The sequence below is a fragment of the Luteibacter sp. ME-Dv--P-043b genome, from assembly GCF_030209605.1.
Classification (GTDB): Bacteria; Pseudomonadota; Gammaproteobacteria; order Xanthomonadales; family Rhodanobacteraceae; genus Luteibacter.
Genome location: NZ_JARVRT010000008.1, coordinates 125,712 through 149,420 on the forward strand (window position 1 = coordinate 125,712; position 23,709 = coordinate 149,420).

General features: G+C 67.7%; 18 protein-coding genes. 8 read left to right on the forward strand and 10 right to left on the reverse strand.

The window, feature by feature from the left end; translation table 11 throughout:
* Positions 1-127 precede the first annotated feature (127 nt).
* Positions 128-2,365, forward strand: coding sequence for an NADP-dependent isocitrate dehydrogenase (locus QRN34_RS05500; protein ID WP_285402727.1), 2,238 nt, complete (start codon positions 128-130; stop codon positions 2,363-2,365).
* Positions 2,366-2,606: 241 nt separating this feature from the next.
* On the opposite strand, the gene QRN34_RS05505 is transcribed toward QRN34_RS05500, so the two are convergent.
* The 3 genes from QRN34_RS05505 to QRN34_RS05515 all read right to left on the reverse strand — a co-directional run bounded on the left by QRN34_RS05505 (position 2,607) and on the right by QRN34_RS05515 (position 5,213).
* Positions 2,607-3,812, reverse strand: a complete 1,206-nt coding sequence (locus tag QRN34_RS05505) for an SGNH/GDSL hydrolase family protein (RefSeq protein WP_285402729.1) — start codon at positions 3,810-3,812, stop codon at positions 2,607-2,609.
* Between the two features lie 186 nt (positions 3,813-3,998).
* A complete protein-coding gene (locus QRN34_RS05510) occupies positions 3,999-4,946 on the reverse strand; it encodes an aldo/keto reductase (protein ID WP_285402731.1) in 948 nt (315 codons plus the stop codon).
* A 63-nt stretch (positions 4,947-5,009) separates the two neighbouring features.
* Positions 5,010-5,213, reverse strand: coding sequence for a hypothetical protein (locus tag QRN34_RS05515; protein WP_285402733.1), 204 nt, complete (start codon positions 5,211-5,213; stop codon positions 5,010-5,012).
* 120 nt (positions 5,214-5,333) lie between these two features.
* Here QRN34_RS05515 and QRN34_RS05520 point away from each other — a divergent pair, with 120 nt between their 5' ends.
* From QRN34_RS05520 to QRN34_RS05540, 5 genes are all read left to right on the forward strand, one after another.
* Positions 5,334-6,242: a LysR substrate-binding domain-containing protein gene (locus QRN34_RS05520; RefSeq protein WP_036139231.1), complete on the forward strand. Its 909-nt coding sequence runs from the start codon at positions 5,334-5,336 to the stop codon at positions 6,240-6,242.
* A gap of 257 nt (positions 6,243-6,499) precedes the next feature.
* Positions 6,500-6,673 (forward strand): hypothetical protein, encoded by a 174-nt coding sequence (locus QRN34_RS05525; RefSeq protein WP_285402736.1) that lies wholly within the window; start codon positions 6,500-6,502, stop codon positions 6,671-6,673.
* 159 nt (positions 6,674-6,832) lie between these two features.
* Positions 6,833-9,457, forward strand: coding sequence for a magnesium-translocating P-type ATPase (gene mgtA, locus QRN34_RS05530; protein ID WP_036139234.1), 2,625 nt, complete (start codon positions 6,833-6,835; stop codon positions 9,455-9,457).
* Between the two features lie 142 nt (positions 9,458-9,599).
* Entirely contained in the window at positions 9,600-10,079 is a 480-nt protein-coding gene (locus tag QRN34_RS05535; protein ID WP_285402739.1) for a hypothetical protein, read from the forward strand.
* 167 nt (positions 10,080-10,246) lie between these two features.
* A complete protein-coding gene (locus tag QRN34_RS05540) occupies positions 10,247-11,371 on the forward strand; it encodes an acyltransferase (protein ID WP_285402741.1) in 1,125 nt (374 codons plus the stop codon).
* On the opposite strand, the gene QRN34_RS05545 is transcribed toward QRN34_RS05540, so the two are convergent.
* The 5 genes from QRN34_RS05545 to QRN34_RS05565 all read right to left on the reverse strand — a co-directional run bounded on the left by QRN34_RS05545 (position 11,336) and on the right by QRN34_RS05565 (position 16,550).
* Positions 11,336-12,361, reverse strand: coding sequence for an MBL fold metallo-hydrolase (locus QRN34_RS05545; RefSeq protein WP_285402742.1), 1,026 nt, complete (start codon positions 12,359-12,361; stop codon positions 11,336-11,338). The two genes, QRN34_RS05540 and QRN34_RS05545, sit on opposite strands and share 36 nt — an antisense overlap.
* Before the next feature lie 333 nt (positions 12,362-12,694).
* Positions 12,695-13,618, reverse strand: coding sequence for a Grx4 family monothiol glutaredoxin (grxD, locus tag QRN34_RS05550; RefSeq protein WP_285402744.1), 924 nt, complete (start codon positions 13,616-13,618; stop codon positions 12,695-12,697).
* A 72-nt stretch (positions 13,619-13,690) separates the two neighbouring features.
* The gene (locus QRN34_RS05555) at positions 13,691-14,560 is read right to left on the reverse strand and encodes a UDP-2,3-diacylglucosamine diphosphatase (RefSeq protein ID WP_285402746.1); all 870 of its coding nucleotides are present in this window, start codon (positions 14,558-14,560) and stop codon (positions 13,691-13,693) included.
* Between the two features lie 112 nt (positions 14,561-14,672).
* Positions 14,673-15,296, reverse strand: a complete 624-nt coding sequence (locus QRN34_RS05560; protein WP_285402748.1) for an SGNH/GDSL hydrolase family protein — start codon at positions 15,294-15,296, stop codon at positions 14,673-14,675.
* 3 nt (positions 15,297-15,299) lie between these two features.
* Entirely contained in the window at positions 15,300-16,550 is a 1,251-nt protein-coding gene (locus QRN34_RS05565; protein WP_285402749.1) for an aminotransferase class I/II-fold pyridoxal phosphate-dependent enzyme, read from the reverse strand.
* 117 nt (positions 16,551-16,667) lie between these two features.
* Between QRN34_RS05565 and rsgA the strand changes: the two genes are divergently transcribed.
* Positions 16,668-17,723: a ribosome small subunit-dependent GTPase A gene (gene rsgA, locus QRN34_RS05570; RefSeq protein ID WP_285402750.1), complete on the forward strand. Its 1,056-nt coding sequence runs from the start codon at positions 16,668-16,670 to the stop codon at positions 17,721-17,723.
* Between the two features lie 89 nt (positions 17,724-17,812).
* Entirely contained in the window at positions 17,813-20,347 is a 2,535-nt protein-coding gene (locus tag QRN34_RS05575; RefSeq protein WP_285402752.1) for an autotransporter outer membrane beta-barrel domain-containing protein, read from the forward strand.
* 18 nt (positions 20,348-20,365) lie between these two features.
* Here QRN34_RS05575 and QRN34_RS05580 read toward each other — a convergent pair whose 3' ends face one another.
* Together QRN34_RS05580 and QRN34_RS05585 are read right to left on the reverse strand one after the other, a co-directional pair.
* The gene (locus tag QRN34_RS05580; RefSeq protein ID WP_285402753.1) at positions 20,366-21,382 is read right to left on the reverse strand and encodes a spore coat protein U domain-containing protein; all 1,017 of its coding nucleotides are present in this window, start codon (positions 21,380-21,382) and stop codon (positions 20,366-20,368) included.
* Complete coding sequence (locus QRN34_RS05585; protein WP_285402755.1) at positions 21,379-23,709, reverse strand: fimbria/pilus outer membrane usher protein; 2,331 nt, start codon at positions 23,707-23,709, stop codon at positions 21,379-21,381. The genes QRN34_RS05580 and QRN34_RS05585 overlap by 4 nt, the downstream gene beginning before the upstream one ends.

Consider the following 23,709-nt stretch of genomic DNA (forward strand, 5'->3'; position numbering starts at 1 on the left):
TGCGCTCCTACCCCTCGGGGGGCAATCGGGCGACAATGGGCGGGTTCCTGCCCGCCGGTGCGCCCCTTGCGGCCTGCGCCGGCCAGCCCCATGACCTGGCCCACTCAAGCATAAGGCTCGCCGAATCATGTCCAGCACGCCCAAGATCATCTATACGCTCACCGACGAAGCGCCGTTCCTGGCCACCGCCTCCTTCCTGCCCATCATCGAGGCCTTCGCCGGCACGGCGGGCGTCGCCGTGGAGACCCGCGACATCTCGCTGGCCGGACGCATCCTGGCGCAGTTCCCGGATCGCCTCACCGAGTCCCGGAAGATCGGCGACCACCTGGCCGAACTGGGTGAGCTGGCCACCCGGCCGGAAGCCAACATCATCAAGCTGCCCAACATCAGCGCCTCCGTGCCGCAGATGAAGGCCGCCATCCGCGAGTTGCAGTCGCAGGGCTATGCCATCCCCGACTACGTGGATGCGCCTGCCAGCGACGCGGACAAGGAAAGCAACGCGCGCTACGGCAAGGCCATGGGCAGTGCGGTGAATCCGGTGCTGCGCGAGGGCAACTCCGATCGCCGCGCACCGCTTTCGGTGAAGAACTACGCACGCAAGCATCCGCACCGCATGGGCAAGTGGTCGGCGGAATCGAAGTCGCACGTGTCGCACATGGATGGCGGCGACTTCTACGGCAGCGAAGCCTCGGCAACGATGGCCGCGGCAGGCAGCCTGCGCATCGAGTTCACCGGCAAGGATGGTGGCACGACCGTGCTGAAGGACAAGGTGGCGGTGAAGGCCGGCGAGATCGTCGACGCCGCCGTCATGAGCCGCAAGGCGCTGGCCACGTTCATCGACGCCCAGCTGACCGATGCGAAGGCGCAGGGCGTGCTGTTCTCGCTGCACCTCAAGGCCACCATGATGAAGGTCTCCGACCCGATCATGTTCGGCATTGCGGTACGCGAGTTCTACAAGGACACGCTTTCCCGGCATGCGGACGCCCTGAAGCGGATCGGTTTCGACGCCAACAACGGCATCGGCGACCTGTACGCGCGCCTGGGCAAGCTCGACGACGCCACGCGTGCTGCCGTCGAGGCCAACCTTACCGCCGAATACGCGCAGCGTCCCGCGCTGGCCATGGTCAACTCCGACAAGGGCATCACCAACCTGCACGTGCCCAGCGACGTGATCGTCGATGCGTCGATGCCGGCGATGATCCGCGACTCCGGTGGCATGTGGAACGCCGAAGGCAAGCTGCAGGACGCCAAGGCAGTCATCCCCGATCGCTCGTACGCCGGTGTGTACCAGGCTGTCATCGAGGATTGCATCGCCCACGGCGCGTTCGATCCGGCCACCATGGGTAGCGTGCCCAACGTCGGCCTGATGGCGCAGAAGGCCGAGGAATACGGCTCGCACGACAAGACCTTCCAGATCCCGGCGGACGGCACGGTACGTGTCGTCACCGACGACGGTGCCGTGGTGTTCGAACACACGGTGGAGCAGGGCGATATCTGGCGCATGTGCCAGACCAGGGATGCACCGATCCAGGATTGGGTGAAGCTTGCGGTGCAACGCGCGCGCCTGTCGGACACGCCCGCCGTGTTCTGGCTCGATCGCCAGCGTGCGCACGATGCCCAGGTGATCGCCAAGGTGGAGCACTACCTCAAGGACCACGACACCGCCGGCTTGGATATCCGTGTGCTCGACCCGGTCGCCGCGACGCGGCTGTCGCTGGAGCGCATCCGCCAGGGCAAGGACACCATCTCGGTCACCGGCAACGTGCTGCGCGACTACCTCACCGATCTCTTTCCCATCATGGAACTGGGCACGTCGGCGAAGATGCTCTCCATCGTGCCGCTGATGGCCGGCGGCGGACTGTTCGAGACCGGTGCCGGTGGCTCCGCCCCCAAGCACGTGCAGCAGTTCGTCGAAGAGGGCTACCTGCGCTGGGATTCGCTGGGCGAGTTCCTCGCGCTGGCCGCATCGCTCGAGCACCTGGGCGAACGCTACGACAACGCGCATGCCCGCGTGCTGGCGAAAACGCTGGACCAGGCTACCGGCCGTTTCCTGGACAGCAACAAGTCGCCGGCACGCAAGGTCGGCGAGATCGACAACCGCGGCAGCCATTTCTACCTGGCGATGTACTGGGCCGAAGCACTTGCCGCGCAACAGGACGATGCCGACCTGAGGGCGAAATTCGCCGTGGTGGCGAAGACGCTGGCGGACAATGAGGCGACGATCGTCGCCGAGCTGAACGGTGCGCAGGGCAAGCCCGTCGAGATCGGGGGCTATTACCATCCCGACATGGCGCGGGTCAGTGCGGCCATGCGTCCCAGCCCGACGTTCAATGCGGCCCTGGACGTGCTGAACGCGTCGCGCTGAAGCCCCGACCACGGGCAAGCGGATTGTGAATGAGGAAGGGGCCGCACACGCGGCCCCTTCCCGTTAGCGCAAGCCCCCTTCGTAGGAAGTGTCGTTCCGTACCCACCGTGAGATGAGTTCATGCGTCCGAGGGGGCGGATGCATCATGTCCCAGAACCATGGGTAGTCGGATCGCACGCCCGTATCGCCGTGCTGCGCTTTCAGATATTCCCGACGCTATGGCCGGGAATATCTGGTTCGTTCAACGCCGCAGACCCCAGGATGCCGGCGTCGCCTCGATCGCCCAACCAGCCATCAACGCATGTGTGCGAGTGGTTGGATGCAGGGTGTCCCAGAACACGTAGGCGGATGGATCGCAGCCGGCACGCAGCTTCTGCTTCTTCACGTAGTTCAGCGAGCTGGCATTGTCGATCTGCAGGCAGGAATCGGTGGTGTTGACGAAACCGAAGCGCTTCGGCTGGCGGATGATTTCATCGAACGCCGCCCGCGCGTTGACCACGCGGATCTCGGCACCGGTCGTGGCCGAAAGGCGCTCGGCAATGAGCCTGACCTGGTGGTTATAGTGTTCGACCTTGCCGACAACGGTGTGTACATCGGCCGCGCGGTACTTGAACACGGGGGCCACCGAGACGTCCGGCAGGTTCACGATGAGGATCTTGCGCGCGCCCTTGTCGATGAGTTTCTTGAGCGACGCCTCCTGCTGGGCGACGATCTGCGGCGCGGTCTTGGTGTCGTTGACGAAGTCGTTGCCGCTGGCGAGGAAGGTGAACAGCGTGCGCGACGGATCGTAGCCCTTGGCATGCCCCATGTAGTTGAAGAAACCATCGATCTGCTTGTCCACGCCGTGGATCAGGCCCAGGTGCGCGTCGCGCGTCTGCGCGCCGCCGATCGCCCAGTTGTTGAGGGTCAGGCCGGTGCGCGAGGCGAGATGCTCGATCCAGGTCGGGCCATTGCTGAAACGGCCCAGGAACCACGACGAGCCCGGCAGCTGCCATTGCGAGGCGTTGTGCATGTTACCCGTGTCGCTCAGGCTGTCGCCGAAGGACACGATACGCTCGACCGGCTTGCCAGGCGCCAGGTCGCCGTTGTACCAGATCTCGTAGTTGTAGCTGCGGTCGCTATCGGCGGCGCCTACCGCGACCAGTCCGCTGGCGCCCTTGATCGTGGCGACCTTGGACTCGCAGGCCTGTCGGGCCTTGGCCGGGCTAGTGTCGGTGAAGAACAGGCTTCGCGAGGGCAGGACGCTGGAGCTGCGCCAGTAGCCACGCAGCGGCACATCCGCCCTGGCGAAAGCGGTCGCGGTGCCGTGGGGATCGGAAGCCAGGCGGTAGTGGCAGCGCAGTCCGGTCGTACTTTCGCCGAAGGGCGCGGCCTGCGCGGGCAGGGTCAGCGTGGCGGCAAGCGCCGCGAGCGAGGCGAGGATGAGCGGGCGTCCGGTCGTGGACATGGGTAACTCCTGTGAGGGGAAAGGACGTCGGGCTGGCTGCCCGACACCTCACATATTTCCCGCCCAGCGCCCACACGACTGCCGGAGTGGGCCGACACATCATGCAGGGCAAGTCCTGCACGATGTGTCTTACGCCTTAGGCATGGCGCCGACGACGGTCGCGACCGAAGCCAGCCGCGGCGGGCGTCACTCGCCGCTGGCGCTATCCAGTCGGCTCAGGTCGTCCGTCGTCAGCTGTAGGGTCGCTGCTCTGGCCAGATCGCCCAACTGTTCGACCGTGGTGGCGCTGGCGATGGCCGCGGCGATGGCCGGCTGCGCCATCACCCAGGCCAGGGCCACCTGGGCCGGCGTGGCGCCGTGTGCCTCCGCCGTCTGGTCCAGCGCCGCCAGCACACGGTAGCCGCGGTCGGTGAGATACGCCTTGACCTTGCCGCCGCGCGCCTTGCTCTTGGCCAGGTCGGCTTCGCTGCGGTACTTGCCGCTGAGGAAGCCGCTGGCCAGCGAGTAGTAACTGATCACGCCCACGTCCTCCCTCACGCACAGCGGCTGCAGCTCCTTCTCGAAGCCCGCGCGATCCATCAGGTTGTATTCCGGTTGCAGCGACTCGTAACGCGCGAGGCCGGCGGACCGGCTGGTCTTCAGTGCGTCGTCCAGCCGCGTGGCCTCGAAATTGGATGCGCCAATGACGCGCACCTTGCCCGCCTGCACCAGGTCGTCGAACGCGCGCAGGGTCTCTTCCAGCGGCACCTTGGGATCGTCCTCGTGGGCCTGGTAGAGGTCGATATGGTCGGTCTGCAGGCGACGGAGGGAATCCTCCACGGCCTCCCTGATGTTCGTCGGCGACAGGCCCGGGTACCGATCCCACTTGGCCACCTTGGTAGCGATCAGCACCCGGTCGCGCTTGCCGGACTGTTTCAGCCAGCGCCCGATGATGGCCTCGGACTCGCCGCCCTCGTTACCTTCCACCCAGCGCGAATAGACGTCGGCCGTGTCGATCAGGTTGAGGCCGTGATCGACGAAGGCATCCAGCAACGCGAACGAGCGGGATTCGTCCGCGCTCCAGCCGAACACGTTGCCGCCGAACGCCAGCGGTGCGACCTGCAGGGACGAGCGTCCCAGTCGACGATGCATCATGCGTGTCTCCGATGAGGGCGAAAGACGCAGGATGGCCGATGCCAGGTCCAGACGGCGTGTGGGTCAGCAGGTGGTGCAGGCGGGGTCCGACGGGCTCACGGTGCGGCCCGGCGAAGGGACGGCCTTGCCCCGGCGGATGGGTGGGGCAGGCGCAGGCATCGCGGCACCGCGATAGCGTTGCGAATCGTCGCGGCCCAGGCGCAGGACGAGCTCACGGTCGACGATATGGCCGTGCATGAAGGCGAGGCCGGTGAGGATCGATGCCATGGCGGTGCTCCTGTGAACGCGTGTCGCAAAGCCTTGCGACTGTCGGTGAGCTAAAGGGTGTATGTTCCGCCAAGGCTTAAAAAGCGATATGTTTGCAAGCCCGCCTTGAGGTGAATTCACATGTCCCGCCTACCGCTCGGTCAGCTTCAGGGGTTTGTCCTGGTCGCCCGCACGGGCAAGCTCTCGCGCGCTGCGGAACAGCTCAACCTGACCGTGAGCGCGCTCAGCCACCAGGTGCGCAACCTGGAGGAGCGCCTCGGTCGGTCGCTATTCGATCGGGGGCCGCGTGGCGTGACACTCACGGCGGAAGGTACCCACCTGCTCGATGCGATCGGGCACCATTTCGAGGGCATCGAGCACGCCCTGAACCGCTATGCCTGCCGGCACCACGACACCGTCACGCTGAGCGTCCTTCCCTCGGTGGCATCCAGCTGGCTGGTGCCGCGACTGCCCAGGCTGGTCGGTGCCCACCCGGAACTGGAACTCAGCCTCTCATCGTCCGCCTCGCTGGTCGACTTCGATCGCGAGCCGACCATCGACGTCGCCTTCCGCTACGGCCTCGGGTCGTGGCCGCGCACGAAGGCCGACCGGTTGTTCGGCGAATACATCGTGCCCATCGCCAGTCCCTCGCTGGTACGCAAGATGGGCGGCCTGCCCGACACCTCGCTGGCCGGCTGGCCCCTGCTGGGCGATCCGTCCGGCCGCTGGAACGACTGGGCCGAGGCCTTCGGCATGCCCTTGCCCTCACGCTACGTGGCCCGCTTCGACAACACCGAGCACCTGCAACGCGCCGTGCTCGAAGGCATGGGCGTGGCCCTTGGGCGACTGGTCATGGCGCGCTCCCTGATCGAGTGCGGAGCGCTTACCGTGTTGTGCCAGGAACGCCTGCGGGTGGCCGAGGCGTATTACTTGGTTTACCCCAAGCGCTCGGAGACCCACGCCGGCGTGGGTCGCGTCCGCGAATGGCTGCTGGGCGAGGCTCGCGAATACGAAGCCGGCATTGCCGACGGATCGTCGCTTTCCCCTTGACCGATCCTCGCTGCGGCGCGACAATCCGCGCGCTACCGAACCGCTTCCGGTCCGGCTGGCACCCTTCTTAGCTTACCCAGGCATATGGACGTCTACCCTAGTCGACGCGCCGGCTCCCGCACGCATCGGGTCCCGGCGCTGGCAAACATCAACGCCTACGGCGACCGTTCCCGGTCGGCCGGCGCTTTCCTCCGCTAGGGAAAGTCCGGCTCTCCCGGCCCGGAAGCCGTGCGCTTCCGCTACCCGAGGATTGAGCCATGAATCTGCAGCTCGAAAAGACCGGTCCCCGCATGTTCGGCCGCCGTCTGGCGTTTGCCATCGCCCGTCGCCGCGCCGTTTCCACCGCTCCCGCCAAGCGCATCATCACCGTTCCCCGTCCGCTGGATGCGCAGGAAAGCCAGGGGAAACCGGCCGTCGTCAAACTCCCGTAACGATGAACAGCGACATAGACACTACGGCGCGGCATCCGCCGTCCGTTACGTCCACCCGGAACACCGAACGTCGGCTCCGCGCCGGCGCGCACGCTTTCAGCTGACAGCTGAGGGCCGCCCGCGCCCTACCGGACGTCACGTCCGGAAAGGCAGCGAGCCATGAAGAAACAGACCTCCCAGGCGGCCGTTGCCGCCAAGACCTTCCAGCAGGTGGCCGCGGACGCGTTCCGTCCGGCCGACGAACTGCTGCATGCCCTCGATACACGGGCGGACGGCCTGGACGAGGAGGCCATCGCGGAGCGGCTCGATCGCGACGGCATCAACGAGGTGGGGCACGAGAAGCCGCCGCACTGGTCCGTGCAGCTGCTGCATGCCTTCCGCAACCCGTTCATCATCGTGCTGCTGGTGTTGGCGGTGGTGCAGCTGTTCACCGACGACGACTTCACCGGGCCGATCATCATCGGCGTGATGGTCGGCATCAGTGTGCTGCTGTCGTTCACCCAAGAGTTCCGTTCGTCGCAGGCGGCCGGTCGTCTCAAGGCGATGGTCCGCAACACGTCCACGGTGACCCGCCGTGCCGAGGACGGCCACGCCGAGCGCATCGAGGTGCCGGTGGAAGAGCTGGTGGTCGGCGACATCGTGCACCTGGGCGCCGGCGACATGGTGCCCGCGGACCTGCGCCTGCTCGCCACCAAGGACCTGTTCATCAGCCAGGCGATCCTCACCGGCGAATCCCTCCCGGTAGAGAAGATGGCGCCCAACGGCACGCTGACCCTGGGCGATGCCAACGGCCCGCTCGACCTGCCCACCATCTGCTACATGGGCACCAACGTCGTGTCGGGCACCGCCACGGCCGTGGTGATGACCACCGGCGCACGCACCTACCTCGGCTCGCTGGCGCATACGCTCTCGGGCGAGCGCGTGCAGACCAGCTTCGACCGTGGCATCTCCTCGGTGAGCTGGCTGCTGATCCGCTTCATGGCGGTGATGGTGCCGGTGGTGTTCCTGATCAACGGCTTCGACAAGCACGACTGGCTGGGCGCCTTCATGTTCGGCCTGTCGGTGGCCGTGGGCCTCACGCCGGAGATGCTCCCACTGATCGTCACCGCCAACCTCGGCAAGGGCGCCATCGCCATGTCGAAGCGCAAGGTGGTGGTGAAGCGGTTGAACGCGATCCAGAACTTCGGCGCCATGGACGTGCTGTGCACCGACAAGACCGGCACGCTGACGCTGGACAAGATCGTGCTCGAACGCCATGTGGACCTCAACGGCGACGATTCCGACGATGCCCTGGAATACGGCTATCTCAACAGCCGTTTCCAGACCGGCCTGCGCAACCTGATGGACAAGGCGGTGCTGGCCCATCGCGACATGGAGGCGGTCGCGCGGCGCTTCCACGTCGTCGACGAGATTCCCTTCGACTTCCAGCGTCGCCGCATGTCGGTGGTGGTGGCGGACGGCCAGGGCGAGCAGCTGCTGGTCTGCAAGGGCGCCGTGGAAGAGATGCTGACGATCTGCACCGAGGCGCGCATCGGCGACGTGGTGGAGCCCCTCACGCCGGAGAAGCGCGCCGAAATCCGTGCGATGACCGGCCGTCTCAACGAGGACGGCCTGCGCGTGCTGATCGTGGCGATGCGTCGCGACCCGACGGGGGATCGCGCGTACGGCGTGGCCGATGAAACCGGCCTGACCGCCGTGGGCTGCCTGGCCTTCCTCGATCCGCCGAAGGATTCCGCCGCCACCGCCATCCGCGCGCTCAACCACCACGGCGTCGCGGTGAAGGTCATCACCGGTGACAACGAGGCGGTCACGCGCAAGATCTGCACCGAGGTCGGCCTGGACGTGCAGGAATCCGTGCTCGGTCGCGACATCGAGCAGATGGACGATGCCACGCTCGACGCGATGGTCGAGCGCACCACGGTGTTCGCGAAGATGTCGCCGGTGCAGAAGGCCCGCGTGGTCAAGGCATTGCAGCGGCGCGGTCACACCGTGGGCTTCCTCGGCGACGGCATCAACGATGCGCCGGCGCTGCGCGATGCCGACGTGGGTATCTCGGTGGACACGGCCACGGATATCGCCAAGGAGTCGGCCGACATCATCCTGCTCGAGAAGAACCTGATGGTGCTGGAAGAGGGCGTGCTCGAAGGGCGCGTCACCTTCGGCAACATCATGAAGTACATCAAGATGACCGCCAGCTCCAACTTCGGCAACGTGTTCAGCGTGCTGGTGGCCAGTGCGTTCCTGCCGTTCCTGCCCATGCTGCCGTTGCAGATCCTGGTGCAGAACCTGCTGTACGACCTGTCGCAGTTGTCCATCCCGTTCGATCGCATGGACGAGGAATACCTGCGCCAGCCGCGCAAGTGGGACGCCGGCGACATCGGGCGCTTCATGGTCTGTATCGGCCCGGTCAGTTCCGTGTTCGACATCACCACGTTCTGGCTGATGTGGCACTACTTCGGCGCGAATGACGTGGCGCACCAGTCGCTGTTCCAGTCGGGCTGGTTCATCGAGGGCCTGCTGTCGCAGACGCTGGTGGTGCACATGATCCGTACGCGGCGCATCCCGTTCCTGCAGAGCGTGGCCTCGGCGCCGGTGCTGGCCCTGACGGGCCTGATCATGGTGGTGGGCATGCTGGTGCCGTACTCGGCCATCGGTTCGCGCATCGGCATGCAGCCGCTGCCCGGCATCTACTTCGCCTGGCTGGCGCTGACGCTGGCGTGCTACTGCGTGTTGACCCAGGTGGTGAAGACGATCTACATCCGCCGCTACGGCCACTGGCTGTAGTTGGCATGGCCGTCCGCTGCCTGGGAGAGGGCTCCCACAGCGGACGGCACCCGGCGGCTACGTTGCAGCATGGGCGCGACGGGACAGACCCGCCGCGGCGAAACCGGTGTCATGTGACCTCCCCAACCAAGGAGTCACCACGATGCTTCGAATCACCTCCGTCGCCGCCCTGCTGGTCCTGCCGCTGGCGGCGTTCGCGCAGACCCCGCCCGCCGCCGACCGCTACGTCGACATCGCCAACTGGCCGACCGCCGAAGCCGGCCTCGACCGTTTCGCTGGTGCCGAGGCCGCGCTCAACGCCGGCTTCGACAAGATCTGCGGCGATACCTTCTGCGAAGGCGAATACCGCAACCTGCGGCCCACGCAACTCACCTGTTCGGTCGACACCACGAAGAGCAGCATCAAGCAGTGCCTGTGGACCTTCGCCGGCACCCGCGCCGCCGTCAACACGAAGTCCGGCGCCGTGCAGACCGGTGGCAAGTTGTACAAGTGCAAGCTGCTGCTGGCGAAGGACACCCCGGTGGAAGCCTTCTACGAAGCGATGAAGGGCGACGACCCGCTCAACGCGAAGCTGCCGGGTTCGCGATACTCCGTGTACGACGGCCTGGTCGGTTGTCTCTGATCCGCTGACCCCCGCAAGCGTCACGTGCTCCGCCGCTACCCGCAAGGTGGCGGCGGAGTCGTCGTTCGAGACATCGGACCGTCTCCTCGCCCGCGAATTGCCATATCCCGGTCGTGCATCGGCCCGCTCGCTCCGGCACAGTCCCGGTATCCAGGGGGACCACCAGCATGCACCGCACACCCGGCCTCGACACACTGCGCGCGATCGCCATCGTGTGGGTGATGCTGTTCCACAGTTATCTTGTCGGTGGCCTGGGTGACGGCTTCGGCAAACTCGAGGCCTCGGGCTGGATGGGCGTCGACCTGTTCTTCGTCCTCAGTGGTTACCTGATCGGCACGCAGGTACTGTCGGCGCTGAAGACCACGGGCACGCTGGATGCCCGCGACTTCTACCTGCGTCGTGCCGTGCGCATCCTGCCGGCGTTCCTCGTGGTGCTGGCGCTGTACGCCTGCGTGCCCGCGTGGCGGGAGACCTCTGGCATGCAGCCGCTATGGCAGTTCCTCACCTTCACCTTCAACCTGCTGTTCGACAATCCCGACAACTACGCCTTCTCGCATGTGTGGTCGCTATGCGTGGAAGAGCACTTCTACCTCGTCTTTCCCTGGCTGGCCTGGCTGCTGACGCGGCGGCCGTCCCTGCGCACCGGTGCGATCGTCGGCGTGGCGCTCGTGCTGGGCGGGATACTGCTGCGCGCGTGGCTGTGGTCGGATCGCATGGGGCCGGCGCTGGACACGGATACCCGGCCCGGGCTGGTTTACCTGCACAACCTCTACTACCCGACGTGGTCGCGGCTGGATGGCCTGGTGGCGGGCGTGGCGCTGGCCGCCTGTGCCGTGCATCGCCCCGCCTGGATGGCGTGGCTGCACCGGCGCGCGGGCCGGGTTCTCGTGTTGTCGTTCGTGCTGCTGTGCGTATGCCTTGGCCTGTTCGACGAGGCGCGCATGCAGTTCTGGCCGTGCGTGGTCGGGTTCCCGTTGCTTGCGCTGACCATGGCCGGCTTTGTCGTCGCCTTCAGCGGGCCGACGTTCCTGGCGCGCCTGCGCCTGCCCGGCGCACGCTGGCTGGCGGCGGTGTCATACAGTCTCTACCTGAGCCACAAGGGCATGGCCCACCTTACCCAGGGTTTGCTGGGCGACAGCCTGGCCGAGCATCCCCTGCTGCGTTTCGTGATCTTTGCCGCCGCCACGTTGCTCGGCGGTGCGCTGTTGCACGACATGGTGGAACGCCCGTGCCTGCGCTGGCGCGATCGCTATCGCCTACGCGCGCCACCACGGGGTCATGACGTTGGGTGAGCGCATGTCCACGCGTTCGCCCATCATCGGCGTCGTGAGCGGCACCTGCGCGGCGGCCGCCAGGGCGACGATGCGCTCGAAGGGTTCTTCCCAGGGGTGCAGGGCCAGGTCGAACGTGCCGTTGTGGATCGGCAGCAGCCAGCGGCCGCGGAGGTCCAGGTGCGCCTGCAGCGTTTCTTCCGGCTGCATGTGCACGAAGGCCCATCGTTTGTCGTACGCACCGGTTTCCATCAGCGTGAGATCGAACGGGCCATAGGCATCGCCGATCGCCTTGAAGCCTTTGAAATAGCCACTGTCGCCGCTGAAGAACACGCGCAGGTCGTCATCCTGGATCACCCAGGACACCCACAGGCTGCGATCGCTGTCGCGCAACCCGCGTCCGGAGAAGTGCTGCGCGGGCGTGGCGGTCAGGCGCAGGCCCTCCACCTCGGTGGACTGCCACCAGTCCAGTTGCTCGACCTTCGACGCGTCGATGCCCCAGTTGACCAGCTGATCGCCCACGCCCAGAGGTGCGATGAAGCGGGCGGTCTTGCCGGCCAGCTTCAACACCGCGGCCCGGTCCAGGTGGTCGTAGTGGTTGTGCGAGAGGATCACGCCGGCGATAGGCGGCAGGTCGTCGATACCGATCGGCGGTGCGTGGAAGCGTGCCGGCCCGGCCCACATGACCGGCGACGCCCGCTCGGAAAACACCGGGTCGGTGAGCCAGAACCGTCCACGCAGCTTCATCAGCATGGTGGAGTGGCCCAGGCGATACAGGCTGCGGTCGGGCGCGGCGTCCAGCATCGCGCGGTCGATCGCGTGCACCGGTATCGGCCGGTCCGGCACGGTGCCCGCAGGCTTGCCGCGCAGGAACAGCGACATGAGCTTCAGCCCTTCCCACAGGCCCATAGACGGACGTGGCCGGGGATTGGTGAAGCGGCCCTCGCGGAACTGGGGCGATTGATCGTGACGCTGAAGGGTGTGCGACGGGTGGGGAATGAGGGCGGTCACAAAGCTTCCAGGAAACAGGGGTTGTGTAGCGTATTAACTATACCAGTGAGTTTATTAATGAACGATTGCGGCGTTGGTCGCAGTCGTGAAGCGTCGGTATCGGCACGCGGCTTCTCTGCGGGGAGGAGGCGTCGGGTGGTCACCCTCTGCGCTCGGGCAGCGGCCGCAAGCGGCCGAACTCGCTCAGAGGATGACCACCCAGCGCCTCCTCCCCGCGCCCTACGAGCGACGGGCTCTGGCTCTGGCTTCGGCACAGGCCCCGGCCATGCGTGAAGCACGCAAAAAAAAGGCGCCCTCCGGTGGGCGCCTCTCTTCTTCGCGAAACAGCCGGACTCAGTAACGCGGCACCGTCGGGTCCACCTCACGTGCCCAGGCATCCATGCCGCCTTCCACGTTGAACAGGTTCGTGAAGCCATGGGCGGCCAGGCGCTCGGCCGCGGCCTGGCTGGAGATGCCGTGGTGGCAGATGAAGGCGATCGGCGTGTTCTTCGGCAGCGCGGCAAGCGCCTCGTAGCCCTCGTCCTCGAGAATGCGCGCGCCCGGCAGCGGGGCTGCCGCGGCACGGCCGTGCGCCGGACGCACGTCGACCAGCGTCAGGCCACCGGCGGCAAGCTTGTCCTTCAACTGGTGCACGCTGATCGAGGCGATGTCGACGGCGCCGGGGAACTTCAGGCTGAGGCCTTCGCCCTGCACGGTGCTCACCCAGTCGATGGTGATGCCCTTGGCGCGCGCGGCGCTGCCCGGATCGAAGTGCACCTCGATGCCGTTGGCCACCACCACGATGTCGAAATCGCCGGCCGGCGCCAGCTGGAAGCCGGCGCTGTGGTCCGGGCCGATCTCCAGGTGCAAGGCCATGCCCTGGGCCGTGGCCATGCCGCCACGGATGGCCTCGGCGGCCTTGTCGGTGATGGCGATCTCGGGCGGCGTGCGATCCGGCGGGCTGGCGCCGAACAGCGTGTAGAGCTCGCCGCTGGTGTACATCTGGCGGATGATGTCGGACCCGCCGACCAGCTCGCCCTTCACGTACAGCTGCGGAATGGTCGGCCACTGGCCGTATTCCTTGATGCCCTCGCGGATCTCCGGGTCTTCCAGCACGTTGACGGTGTGGTAGGCCGGGATGATGTCGTTGAGCGTGTTCGTGGCCGCGGCGGAAAAACCGCACATCGGCTGCTGGCGCGTCCCCTTCATGAACAGCACGACCTCGTGCTGGGCCAGGAGGGATTCGATGCGCTCGCGTGTGGGTGTTTCGAGGGCCATGGGGTCACCGCGGATAGGAGAGGGAGCCAGTTTACCGGCATCCCTCGCAGATGGGCCCCGCGCCGCTCGCTTTCAACCGGCCAGGGAGGTTCCGGCATGGAGTTCGACCAGGTTGGCGCGGCAATCGGCCAATGGCGCGAAGCCGAGCACGGCCTCTGCCGAGGGCAGCACGGTCTCCCGGCTGGCCCGCCCCAGGGGCGTGCACTGCTCGGTCCAGTGGATCAGCTCCATGGCGCCGCCCATGTCCTCGACCAGCGCCGTGCAGTGCTCCACCCAGTCGCCGTCGTTCATGTAGAGCACGCCTTCCACGCTGCGGATGTGCCCGAAGTGGATATGCCCGCAGATATGGCCGTCGAAACCGCGCTCGCGCGCATCGCTGGCGACGCGCTGCTCGTAATCGCGGATGTAGGCCAGGGCGGCCCCGACGTGCGATTTCAGGATGATCGACAGCGGCAGGTACGGCAGTTCGAGCCGCTTGCGCACCGCGTGCACCCGGCGATTGGCCCAGCAGATGAAGCGGTGCAGCGTGTCGCCCAGCCAGGTGATCCACGCGCGACCGATATGTTCGGGATCGTATTCGTCACCGTGGCTGACCCGGTAGCGACGACCGTCGGCCCCCTCGTGCACGGCATCCAGCTCGACGCGGATACCGGCGATGGTGGATCCGGCCAGGCCGCGCATCTGGTAGTCATGGTTGCCGGGCAGGTAGATGACCTCCACACCGCGCGCAGCCATGCCCACCAGCTCGGCGATCACCGCGCTGTGCTCGGGGTGCCACCACTGGCGACGGGCCAGCGCTTCCAGGTCGACGATGTCGCCGACGAGGTAGAGCTGCCGGCAGTCGAGGCTTTTCAGGAAATCCAGCAGATAGCCGGCCTTGCAGTCGGGCGTGCCCAGATGCACGTCGGAGATGAAGGCGGCGCGGCAGATGAGTCTGGCCATGAGAACGGTTTCCGGGAGGGTCCCGGTTGCCCAGTCTCGGCCTGCGGCGTAACCGCCGCATGGCGATGGTGTTGCAAACCTGTTGCGCGTGGATCGCCGGGTGCGGCCGCCGTCAATCCGTCGCGGTCATCCATTCGCTAAGGGCGGCGACGGCGACGGGCAGGATGCATGCCACCCACCGGGCGTATTGGGTTGCCGAGGGATGCAGGCCGTCGTCGACCAGCATGCCGGGCTGTTCGCCGGCCTGCCGCGATACGGGCGTGATATCCACCCACCGTGCATGGACGCGCGCGGCTTCGTCACGCGCGATGGCATTGAACGCGTCGATCTCGTGCCCGATGGCCGCACGGTCGCGGCCCTCGGCAAAGCGCGTGACACCCCAGTCGGGGATCGACACCACCACCACGCGCCGGGCATCGCCGGCCAGCGCGACGGCGCGTTCGAGCAGGTGGACGAAGGGCTGGCGGTAGGCATCCACGCCGCGACCGCGGTACTGGTCGTTCACGCCGATCAGCAGCGTGACCATGTCGTAGGCATCGCACAGGACGGTGGTGTCCATTGCGGCGGACAACTCGTCGGTCGTCCAGCCAGTGGTAGCGATGACCTGCGGCGTGCCCACGGCGATGCCGAGTTCGCGCAGGCACGCGGCCAGTTGCATCGGCCAGCGCCCGGCGTCCGCCACGCCCTCGCCGATGGTGTACGAATCACCCAGTGCGAGAAAGCTCGCCTCGCCCATGGTTCAGGCGACGGCGCTGGAGGTGGCCGCGGGCACGGACTCACGGGCCATGCGCTGCAGCACCCGATCGATACGCACGAACACTTCCTGCAACTGCGCCGGCTCGGGCAACAGGGTGAGACGGAGATGCCGGCTGGCGGACAGGTTGAAACTGGTGCCCGGCACGACCAGTACGCTTTCCTCTTCGAGCAGCCGCAGTGCGAACGCGGTGTCGTCGAAGTGCGCGATGGCATCGGCACGGATATGCGGGAACGCGTAGATGGCGCCGCCGGGGGCCACCACATCGAGGAACGGGCTGGCAGCCACACCGTCGAGCACCACCTGCCGCGCCTGGTGCAGGCGGCCGCCCGGCGCGGTGAGTACGCCGATGGTGGGTTTGTCCAGCAGCGCGGGGCGCACGGCCCACTGCGCGGTGACATTGGCGCACAGGCGCAGCGCCGCCAGCAGTTGCAGGGCGTCGCGGTACTCGGTGCTGCGCTTCGGGTCGCCGGAGAGGCTCATCCAGCCCACGCGGTAGCCGCAGGCGCGATGGACCTTGGACAAGCCCCCGAAGCTGACGCAGGGGTGATCGCCCGCGACGGCGGCCAGCGGTTGGAACGGCGTGTCGTCGTAGAGGATCTCGTCGTAGATCTCGTCGCACAGCAGCAGCAGGCCATGGCGGCGCGCCACCTCGACGATGCGCTCGAGCAGGGCCTTGGGATAGACCGCGCCGGTGGGGTTGTTCGGGTTGATCAGGACAAGGGCGCGCGTGCGCGGACCGATCAGTGCCTCGATTTCTTCCGGGTCGGGCAGGTGCGCGTTCTCCGCCAGGCAGCGGTAATAGCGCGGGCTGCCATCGTTGAGGATGGTGGCCGCGCTCCACAGCGGGTAATCCGGGCTGGGCAGGAGTACTTCGTCGCCCGGCTGTAGCAGGGCGCGCAGGGAAATATCGATCAGTTCGCTGACCCCGTTGCCGATGAAGACGCGCTCCATGTCGACGCCGGCGGCTCCACGGGCTCGCTGCTGCGCCACGATGGCCTCGCGTGCTTCCTCCAGGCCCTGTTCGTGGCCATAAGCCTCGCTGTCGCCCAGGTGGTTGCGGATGGCTGCGCTGAGGTGCGGCGGCGTGACGAAGCCATAGCGACCGGGATTGCCGATATTGAGCTTGATGATCGGCTGGCCGGCCGCTTCCATGTCGCGAGCGCGCCGGGTAAGGGCGCCGCGGATTTCGTAGCGCACTTCCGCCAGGTGCGCGCTGGGCTTGATCGAGGACACTGCTGACGACTTCCGGTGCGTGCGGCGGGCCGTTTCCCGCCGTCGTCACCCGATCCTAACAGCGTCGGCACGACGCCGCGAGACGGACTTCGGGCCATAAGCGGGCATAATCGCGGCATGACCGACACCCCGGACCTGACCTCCCTGCGCCGCATCGGCTGGCGCGAGGCCACGCTACCCGCCGACCCGCGCCGCCTCGCCCGCGTGGTGGCGCAGCATCGTGCCGGCTACGAGATGCACGACGGCTCGTCCGCGTTCAACGCGCAGCCGGCCGGGCATTTCCTGAAACGTGGCCTGGATCCGTCATTGCGACCGGCCGTCGGCGACTTCGTTTTCCTGGACCGCGCCACGCACCCGGTGATCGAGGAGGTGCTGCCTCGCCGCTCCGTGCTCACGCGGGCCGCCGCCGGCGAGCGCTACGAACGGCAGATCATCGCCACCAACATCGACTACGTGCTGGTACTGACCGGCCTGGACGGCGACTTCAACCCGTCGCGCATCGAGCGCTACCTCACGCTGGTGGAAGGCTCCGGCGCCCGGCCAGTGGTGCTGCTCAGCAAGGCGGACACGGGCGTGGACGTCGACGCGGCGGTGTCGGCGCTCGTCGCCCGCCTGCCGGACGACGCCTCCGTGCACGCGATCAACGCCAAGGACCCGGCCACGGTTCCCCTGCTGGCGTCCTACCTGGGGCCGGGCTCCAGTGCCGTGCTGGTCGGCTCGTCTGGCGCGGGCAAGTCCACCCTCACCAACACGTTGCTCGGCGAGCAGCGCATGGCCACCAATGCGGTGCGCTCGCACGACAGTCGCGGTCGCCATACCACCACGCATCGCGCCTTGCTCAGCCTGCCCAGTGGCGGCTGCCTGATCGACACGCCGGGCATGCGCGAACTGAAGCTGACCGGCGAGGAAAACCTCGACCTGTTCGCCGATATCGAAACGCTTGCCGCACAGTGCCGTTTTGCCGACTGCGGCCACGGCAACGAACCCGGCTGCGCGATCCAGGCGGCGCTCGCGTCCGGTGAGCTTTCTCCGCAGCGCTGGCGCAATTTCCTCAAGCTGCACGACGAGCGCGAGGAACAGGCGGCGACGCTCGAGGCACGGCTGAAGCGCAAGGCCGCACCCAAACCGGCGGGTAAGCCCAAGCGCGGCGAGTGGCGACGCGGCGACGACTAACGCTGACTCGCGCCGCGCGCCCAACCGACATACAGCCGTCCGTCCACTGAATAAGTTCACTTCCTCTCATCGCGAGCAAGGAAGTGCCCATGATCGTCTCCCCCGGCCGGCGCCACGCGCTGGCCGCCGCCCTGGCCGGTACGTTGTCCACGTCCGCAGCGGCAGCGGATTTTCCGTTCGGCATTCTCGTCGAGAGCGGTTCGGCCGTGTCCCTCGGGCCGGACGACACCGTCTCGGTCAGCGGGGTGGCCACCGGCCGTGCCGTCACGGTCGCCCCGCGGGCCTCGTTCGACGCCACGGGTGCCGCCGTCAGCAACCGCACCAGCGGTAATCCCGCCGGCTATGCCTACGGCGTACTCGTCTTCGACGGCAGCGAGTCGGACATGCAGGGCGGCGCGATCACCATGCTCGGCGATCGCGCGGTGGCCGTGCAGGTCCAGGGCGCCTCGCGTGCCGTGTTTCGCGATATCGGCATCGCCACCACCGGCAAGGGCAGCCTTGGCATTGCAGCCGTCGGCGGTGCCGACATCGAATGGCGGGGCACACGCATCGATGTCGCGGGGGCGGACAGCACCGCCGTACTGGTGCACGGCCAGGACGCCGCCGTGCACGGACAGGTGCGGATCGATCACGCCGGAGCGGGATCGGTCCCGGGTCGTGCGCAGGCCGTCCTGGTGCGTGAGGGCGCGCACGTCGGCATCGACGATGGCGACGTGCTCACGCGGCAGGCCAACGTCGGTGCCGTCGTGGTGGACGGCGAGGAGTCCCGCTTCAGCGCCATGCGCAGCCGCATTGTGGCGCAGGGCGAGCAGGCGTGGGCCATTACGGGTACGGGTGGCCAGGTCCGGCTCCATGGCACCCGAATCGAGGGCGCCGGCGGTGCCTTCGGCAGCCGGGGTGCAGGCGTCGACCCGCTGCGCGTGCACCTGATCGACGGCTCCCACGCCGTGGGCCATGTCGAGAGCGGCCGTGCCTCCCTGCTGCTGCGGATGGAGGACAGCGAACTGGTCGGTGACATGCGCCGGGGTGCGGGTGAACTGGATGCCGGGCTCACGCGGTCGCGCTGGACGGGTCGCGCCACGGGTGTGGATCGCCTGCGCCTGGATGACAGCGACTGGTTCGTCACCGGGGAGGCCGATGTCGGGCAACTGACACTGGCGGGGGCGTCCACCGTGGCCTTCGCCGAAGCGGGCACCGGTTTCGCCAGCCTGCGTGTCGGCCGCCTCGACAGCACCGGCGGCGAGGCAACGGTGCGCTTGCGTACACGCATGGATGCCGGCGGTGCGATGGCACGCCAGGGCACCGATCGCCTTCTCGTCGAGGGCGATGCCCTCGGCACCACGCGGCTCGCGATCGTCGCCGCCGGTGGCTGGGGTGCCGCGACCGCCCCCGGCGCGGGTGGTGGCATCAGCGTCGCGCAGGTGGGCGGTGCGGCCAGCGAGGCGTCGTTTCGGCTGGCCGGCGATTACGTCGTCGTCGGACCATGGCGCTATGGCCTGCACGCGTACGCCCCTGGCGAGGCCGACGCCTCGCAACGACGAGTCGCGGGTGACGGCAGCGATTACTGGGATTTTCGTCTGCAGAGCACGCGGATCAACCGGCATGGCCGCGCCCTCGGCCTCTTCGGGCGGTCGTTGCCGGTCGACGCGGTGGACGATGCATCGCCCCTGCCAGCCTCGCGCGCCGCCCTTGCACCGCAGGTGCCTGCCTACCTGGCGCTGGCGGGAGCCTTGTTCGGCCATGCGCGTGCATCCCTCGACGCCGCGCACCCGGACGATCTCGCCGCCGCGCACGATGCCGCGCTGCGCGTACGCGGCTTCGGTGGTCATACGCGCTACCGGAGTACGTTGCCCTTCGACCGCTTCGGCGTCGACAGCCTGCGCAGCGACACGGGCATGCAGGTGGCGGGCGACCTCGTCGCCATCGAATCCGATGCATCGCACACGCGTGCCGGTATCGTCGCCAGTGTCGGGCGTGCACGCATCGCGCCGCGCGCGGTCGACGGCGTCGGCTCGGCGCGTTCGGAGAGCCGCGGTCTGGCCCTCACCTATGCGCTGCGCGGTGACGCAGGCTGGCACGTGGATGCGGCCTACGCGGCCAGTCACCATCGCGTGGCGGTACGTAGCCACCCGCGGGGCGAGGCCCTCGCCCGGCTGCGTGCGAACGGCAACGATGCATCGCTGGCCGGCACGTTGCGATGGTCGCCCGCGTCGTATCTGGCCGTGGACCCGGGGGCGTCGTTGCTGTGGCAGCGCCAGCGCTTCACCGCCGCGCAGGACCGCGACGGCATCGTCGTCCGCCTGGGTGCGCCGGAACGCCTGACGCTTCGTGCCGGCACGCGCGCCGCGCTGGCCTTCGTACCGCACGGCTACTGGCTCTCGGCTTGGTCCGCCCACGTGTATGCGGGCTATGCGACCACGCGCGACACCGGTACACAGGCCGTTCTCTCCGGCATCCGCTTCGCCACGGGCGGGGGCGGCCGCCAGGTCGACCTTGCCGCCGGCATGTCGGCGGAACTACGCGGCGACATCACCCTCTCCGCGGATATCGATCGACGCGTCGCGGTCGGCGGTGCCGGTGAGTCCGGCCTGGCGCTGCGCGTGGGACTGGCCATGACGTTCTGAGTGCGTACCGGCCCGCCGTCAGTAGGTGATGGTGACGGTAACGATATCGCTATAGGCACCTGCCCGCGCCGCCGCTTGTACGGGAAGGCGGCCATACACGGTCAGCGTCTGCTCGGCACCGGTGCCGGTGCCCGTGGCGGTATCGGTATTGAGGGCCGCGCCCCAGCGCAGCGTGCGTGCGGTGTCCCGGTAGAGTTCATAGGTGACGAAGCGGGTGCCATCGGTCATGCGTCGCGTCGTGCCCGATGCGTTGCTGCCGTTGTCCAGGCCCACCTGGTAGGCGGCACGGTTGGTGCAGGTGGCGCGCAGCAGCGAGGTCTGGTCGGTGTTGGTACGCAGCAGCCCGGGCACACTGCCGAAGTTGAGGTCGGTGGCGGTGCCGAACGTGCAGCGGGCGGCGACGTTCGCCGTGGCGGTCATGGACGGCGCGGCCACCGTCTGCGCGGCGACGGTGCCACCAGCGCTGCACGAGGCGGGGTAGGTGCCGATGGTCAGCAAGGCTTCGTTGTAGCTCCAGGTCAGGGCGTTGCCTGTGAGCGAGCCGAGCAGGGTGCCGCTGTAGCTGCCGGGCGATAACGTGCTTTGCAGCGCCGGTACCTGTCCGTAGATCGTGAGGCTGCCGGTGAGCGTCGCGCCGTTGGACAGGATGCCGATCTGCCGCGTGAAGGTCTGCGGCGTGTAGGTCGCATGGTTTACCCGCCCCCAGATCGACGTGAGGCTCGCGTCCTTGAATACCTGGTATTGCATGCGATCGTTGTTGGCGTTGACGATGGTGCGGGGCGCGAAATTCGCCAGGTCGTCCGTTCCCAGGCTGACACACGCGGATATGTAGCTGCCGTACAGCGATCCGAGCACGCCGGAATAGGTGCAACTGTAGTTGAGCGTCGCCGTGGTGGTCACCACCGTGCCTGTCGGGTCCACGGGGCCGAACGCGAGGTTGCTGATGCTGGTAATGCTGCATGTCGTCGTCGCGTCGGCGCGCGGCGACGCAAGCAGGGCAGCGAAGGCCAGCAGCATAAAGGCAAGCCACTTCATGGCGTGGCCGCCTTGCAGGTCAGCGGACCGAGTTGCGGCAGGTCGTGTGCCTGCGCCGGATAGGTGAGCGTCGCACGGCAACGCGCACCGCCGGGCAGGGTCACGTCGAGCAGTGTGTCGCCGCCCTGCAGGTTGTCGAGGTACACCAGGCCGTCGTAGCCGACGACGGCAGGCGACGATGCATCGCCCGTCGCCACGCTTGCCCCCACCGGCAGCGGCTGCCCTGCCTCGTCGACGAGGATCGCCGACGCCGCGCGCACCCGCTTCACGGGAAAACGCACCACGACGCCGGCGCGATCGGAGGGCGCGACGATGGTTTCCACGCGTTGCACGCGCTGGTCGGCCGGGAGGTCGATCGGATCGATAGCCAGCCGGTTGTCCTGGTAGGCCATGAGTCGCGACACGAGCAACAGTCCCCGGCTGTCGGTCACGCCGGTGCGCCGGTTTTCCAGGAGCACCGGAATATCCGGTGTGCCTTCCGTCGTCACCAGGGCGAAGGCGTCGTCGATCCGGCGTGCGGCGAAGAAGTGCCCGCCCATCAACACGAGCGCGCCGTTGGCGTCGGCATACGCATAGGATGCGGCGCCGAAATTGCTGGCGCCCACGGTCAGCTGGCCACGGTTGCCCAGCCAGCCCAGCTCCGCCAGGCCGCCGCCGGTCGATCCGCTGCGGCCCTGCACATGCCAGCCGAAACCACCGTCGCCGTCGATCGGCCGGCTGGCATCCACGATGCCGAAGGTGCGGTCGCGATCGCGCTGCACCGAGGTACTCCATGTCGTGCGCTGGTCGAGCGCCATGGTTGCGCCGATGAAGAAGCTGCGATCGGCGGCGATGTCCAGGTTCTGGTTGTAGCTGGCGTTCAACGAGATGCCGCGGCCGATGTTGCGTAGCAGGAACATGCCGGCATAGCGCGTGGCCGGCTGCCCGTCGTAGCGCAGGCGGACATAGTTCACGCCGAAACTGGATGCGTGGATGTTGAAGCCGAGCAGGGCACGGTCACTGGCACGCGGTGGCGGCGACCCGTAGCCGCTGGCGACGTCGTCGTAACGTGCGTTGCCGCGAAGCGTGTCCATCGAGGCATTCACATGACTGCCGTTCCACGACAGGCCCGCACCGTATTGGGCGCCACCAGCGCGCGATCGGGCATAGGAGCCGTTCAACACCAGCGCCCCGGTGGGGTTCCAGACGATGCCGCTGCCTGCCGTGCCGCGTCCGTCGCCCACCTCGGTGTGCGACTCCAGCGTCAGCCGGTCGGTGACGCCGCGCCGCCAGGTCGCGCTGGCGACCGGCTCGCTCCCATAGGCGAACGAATCGATGCCGTAGGCCTCGCGCACCGTACCCAGTTCGACCGACCAGTCCGACAGGCCGGCACGCAACAACTGACGCGCGGCGTAGAACGGAAAGGTCACCGTGCTGCTCCTGCCTAGCGCATCGGTGAGCACTACCTGCGCCTGGCCGGCCTGGTCCACGCCGGGCACGGCGGTGAGCTGGAACGGGCCGGCGGGCACCTTGCCGTTGTACTGGCGGATGCCGTCGATGTAGAGCTCCACCGAGGAAGGCGCGGCGGCCTGGCCGAAGAACTGCGGCAGCGGCGTCGTCACACGATAAGGCTGCAAGGCGAAGTCCGTGCCGTAGGCGATGCCGCCGATACGCGTGGCACGCGACCAGGACAGGGCTCCGGTAAAGGTGTCGCCGATGGTCAGCGTCTGCGACCGGTCGGGGAACGACAACCGCCATTGCGTATCCAGACGCACGGTATCGCCCTGCCAGCCGACGCCGGACGTCTGGTAGCGACGACTCAGCGAGGTCGTGCTCAGCACGCCCAGGCCGTCTGTGAACGCACGCAGCTCGGCCAGGCCACTGACGTTGCTCGCGCCGCCACCGTGCGCGGCGTACACGTCGTAGTTGAGCAACAGGCCGGTCCCGCTGGAGGCACGCGTCGCACGGCGCTCGGGCACGTTGAGCACTTGCGTCGGCAGGTTCAGCTGGCCGGTGGGCACGTCGATGTTCACGCGCTGCTGGGCGACATCGTAGGTGTAGCGTACGTCGGGCATGTCCGGCAGGCAGCGTGGATCGCTGCCGGGCGGGAGCACGAAGCCCAGGCCTCGCAGGTCGGCGGCCTGGGCGCAGAGTGCCTCGCCACGGCGGATGAAATGCACCAGCGCCTCGGTCCGCGTGCCGTTGAGCACCACTTCCAGGTAGAGGTCTTCGCCGGCGCCGCTCTCCCGCGTCGCCACGGGCGGCGGCAGGGCATCGGTCGCGGTGGTATGCACGTCCACGTCCACGTCCACGTCCGCGTGCGCGCTGACGGCGACCAGGGCCAGCAT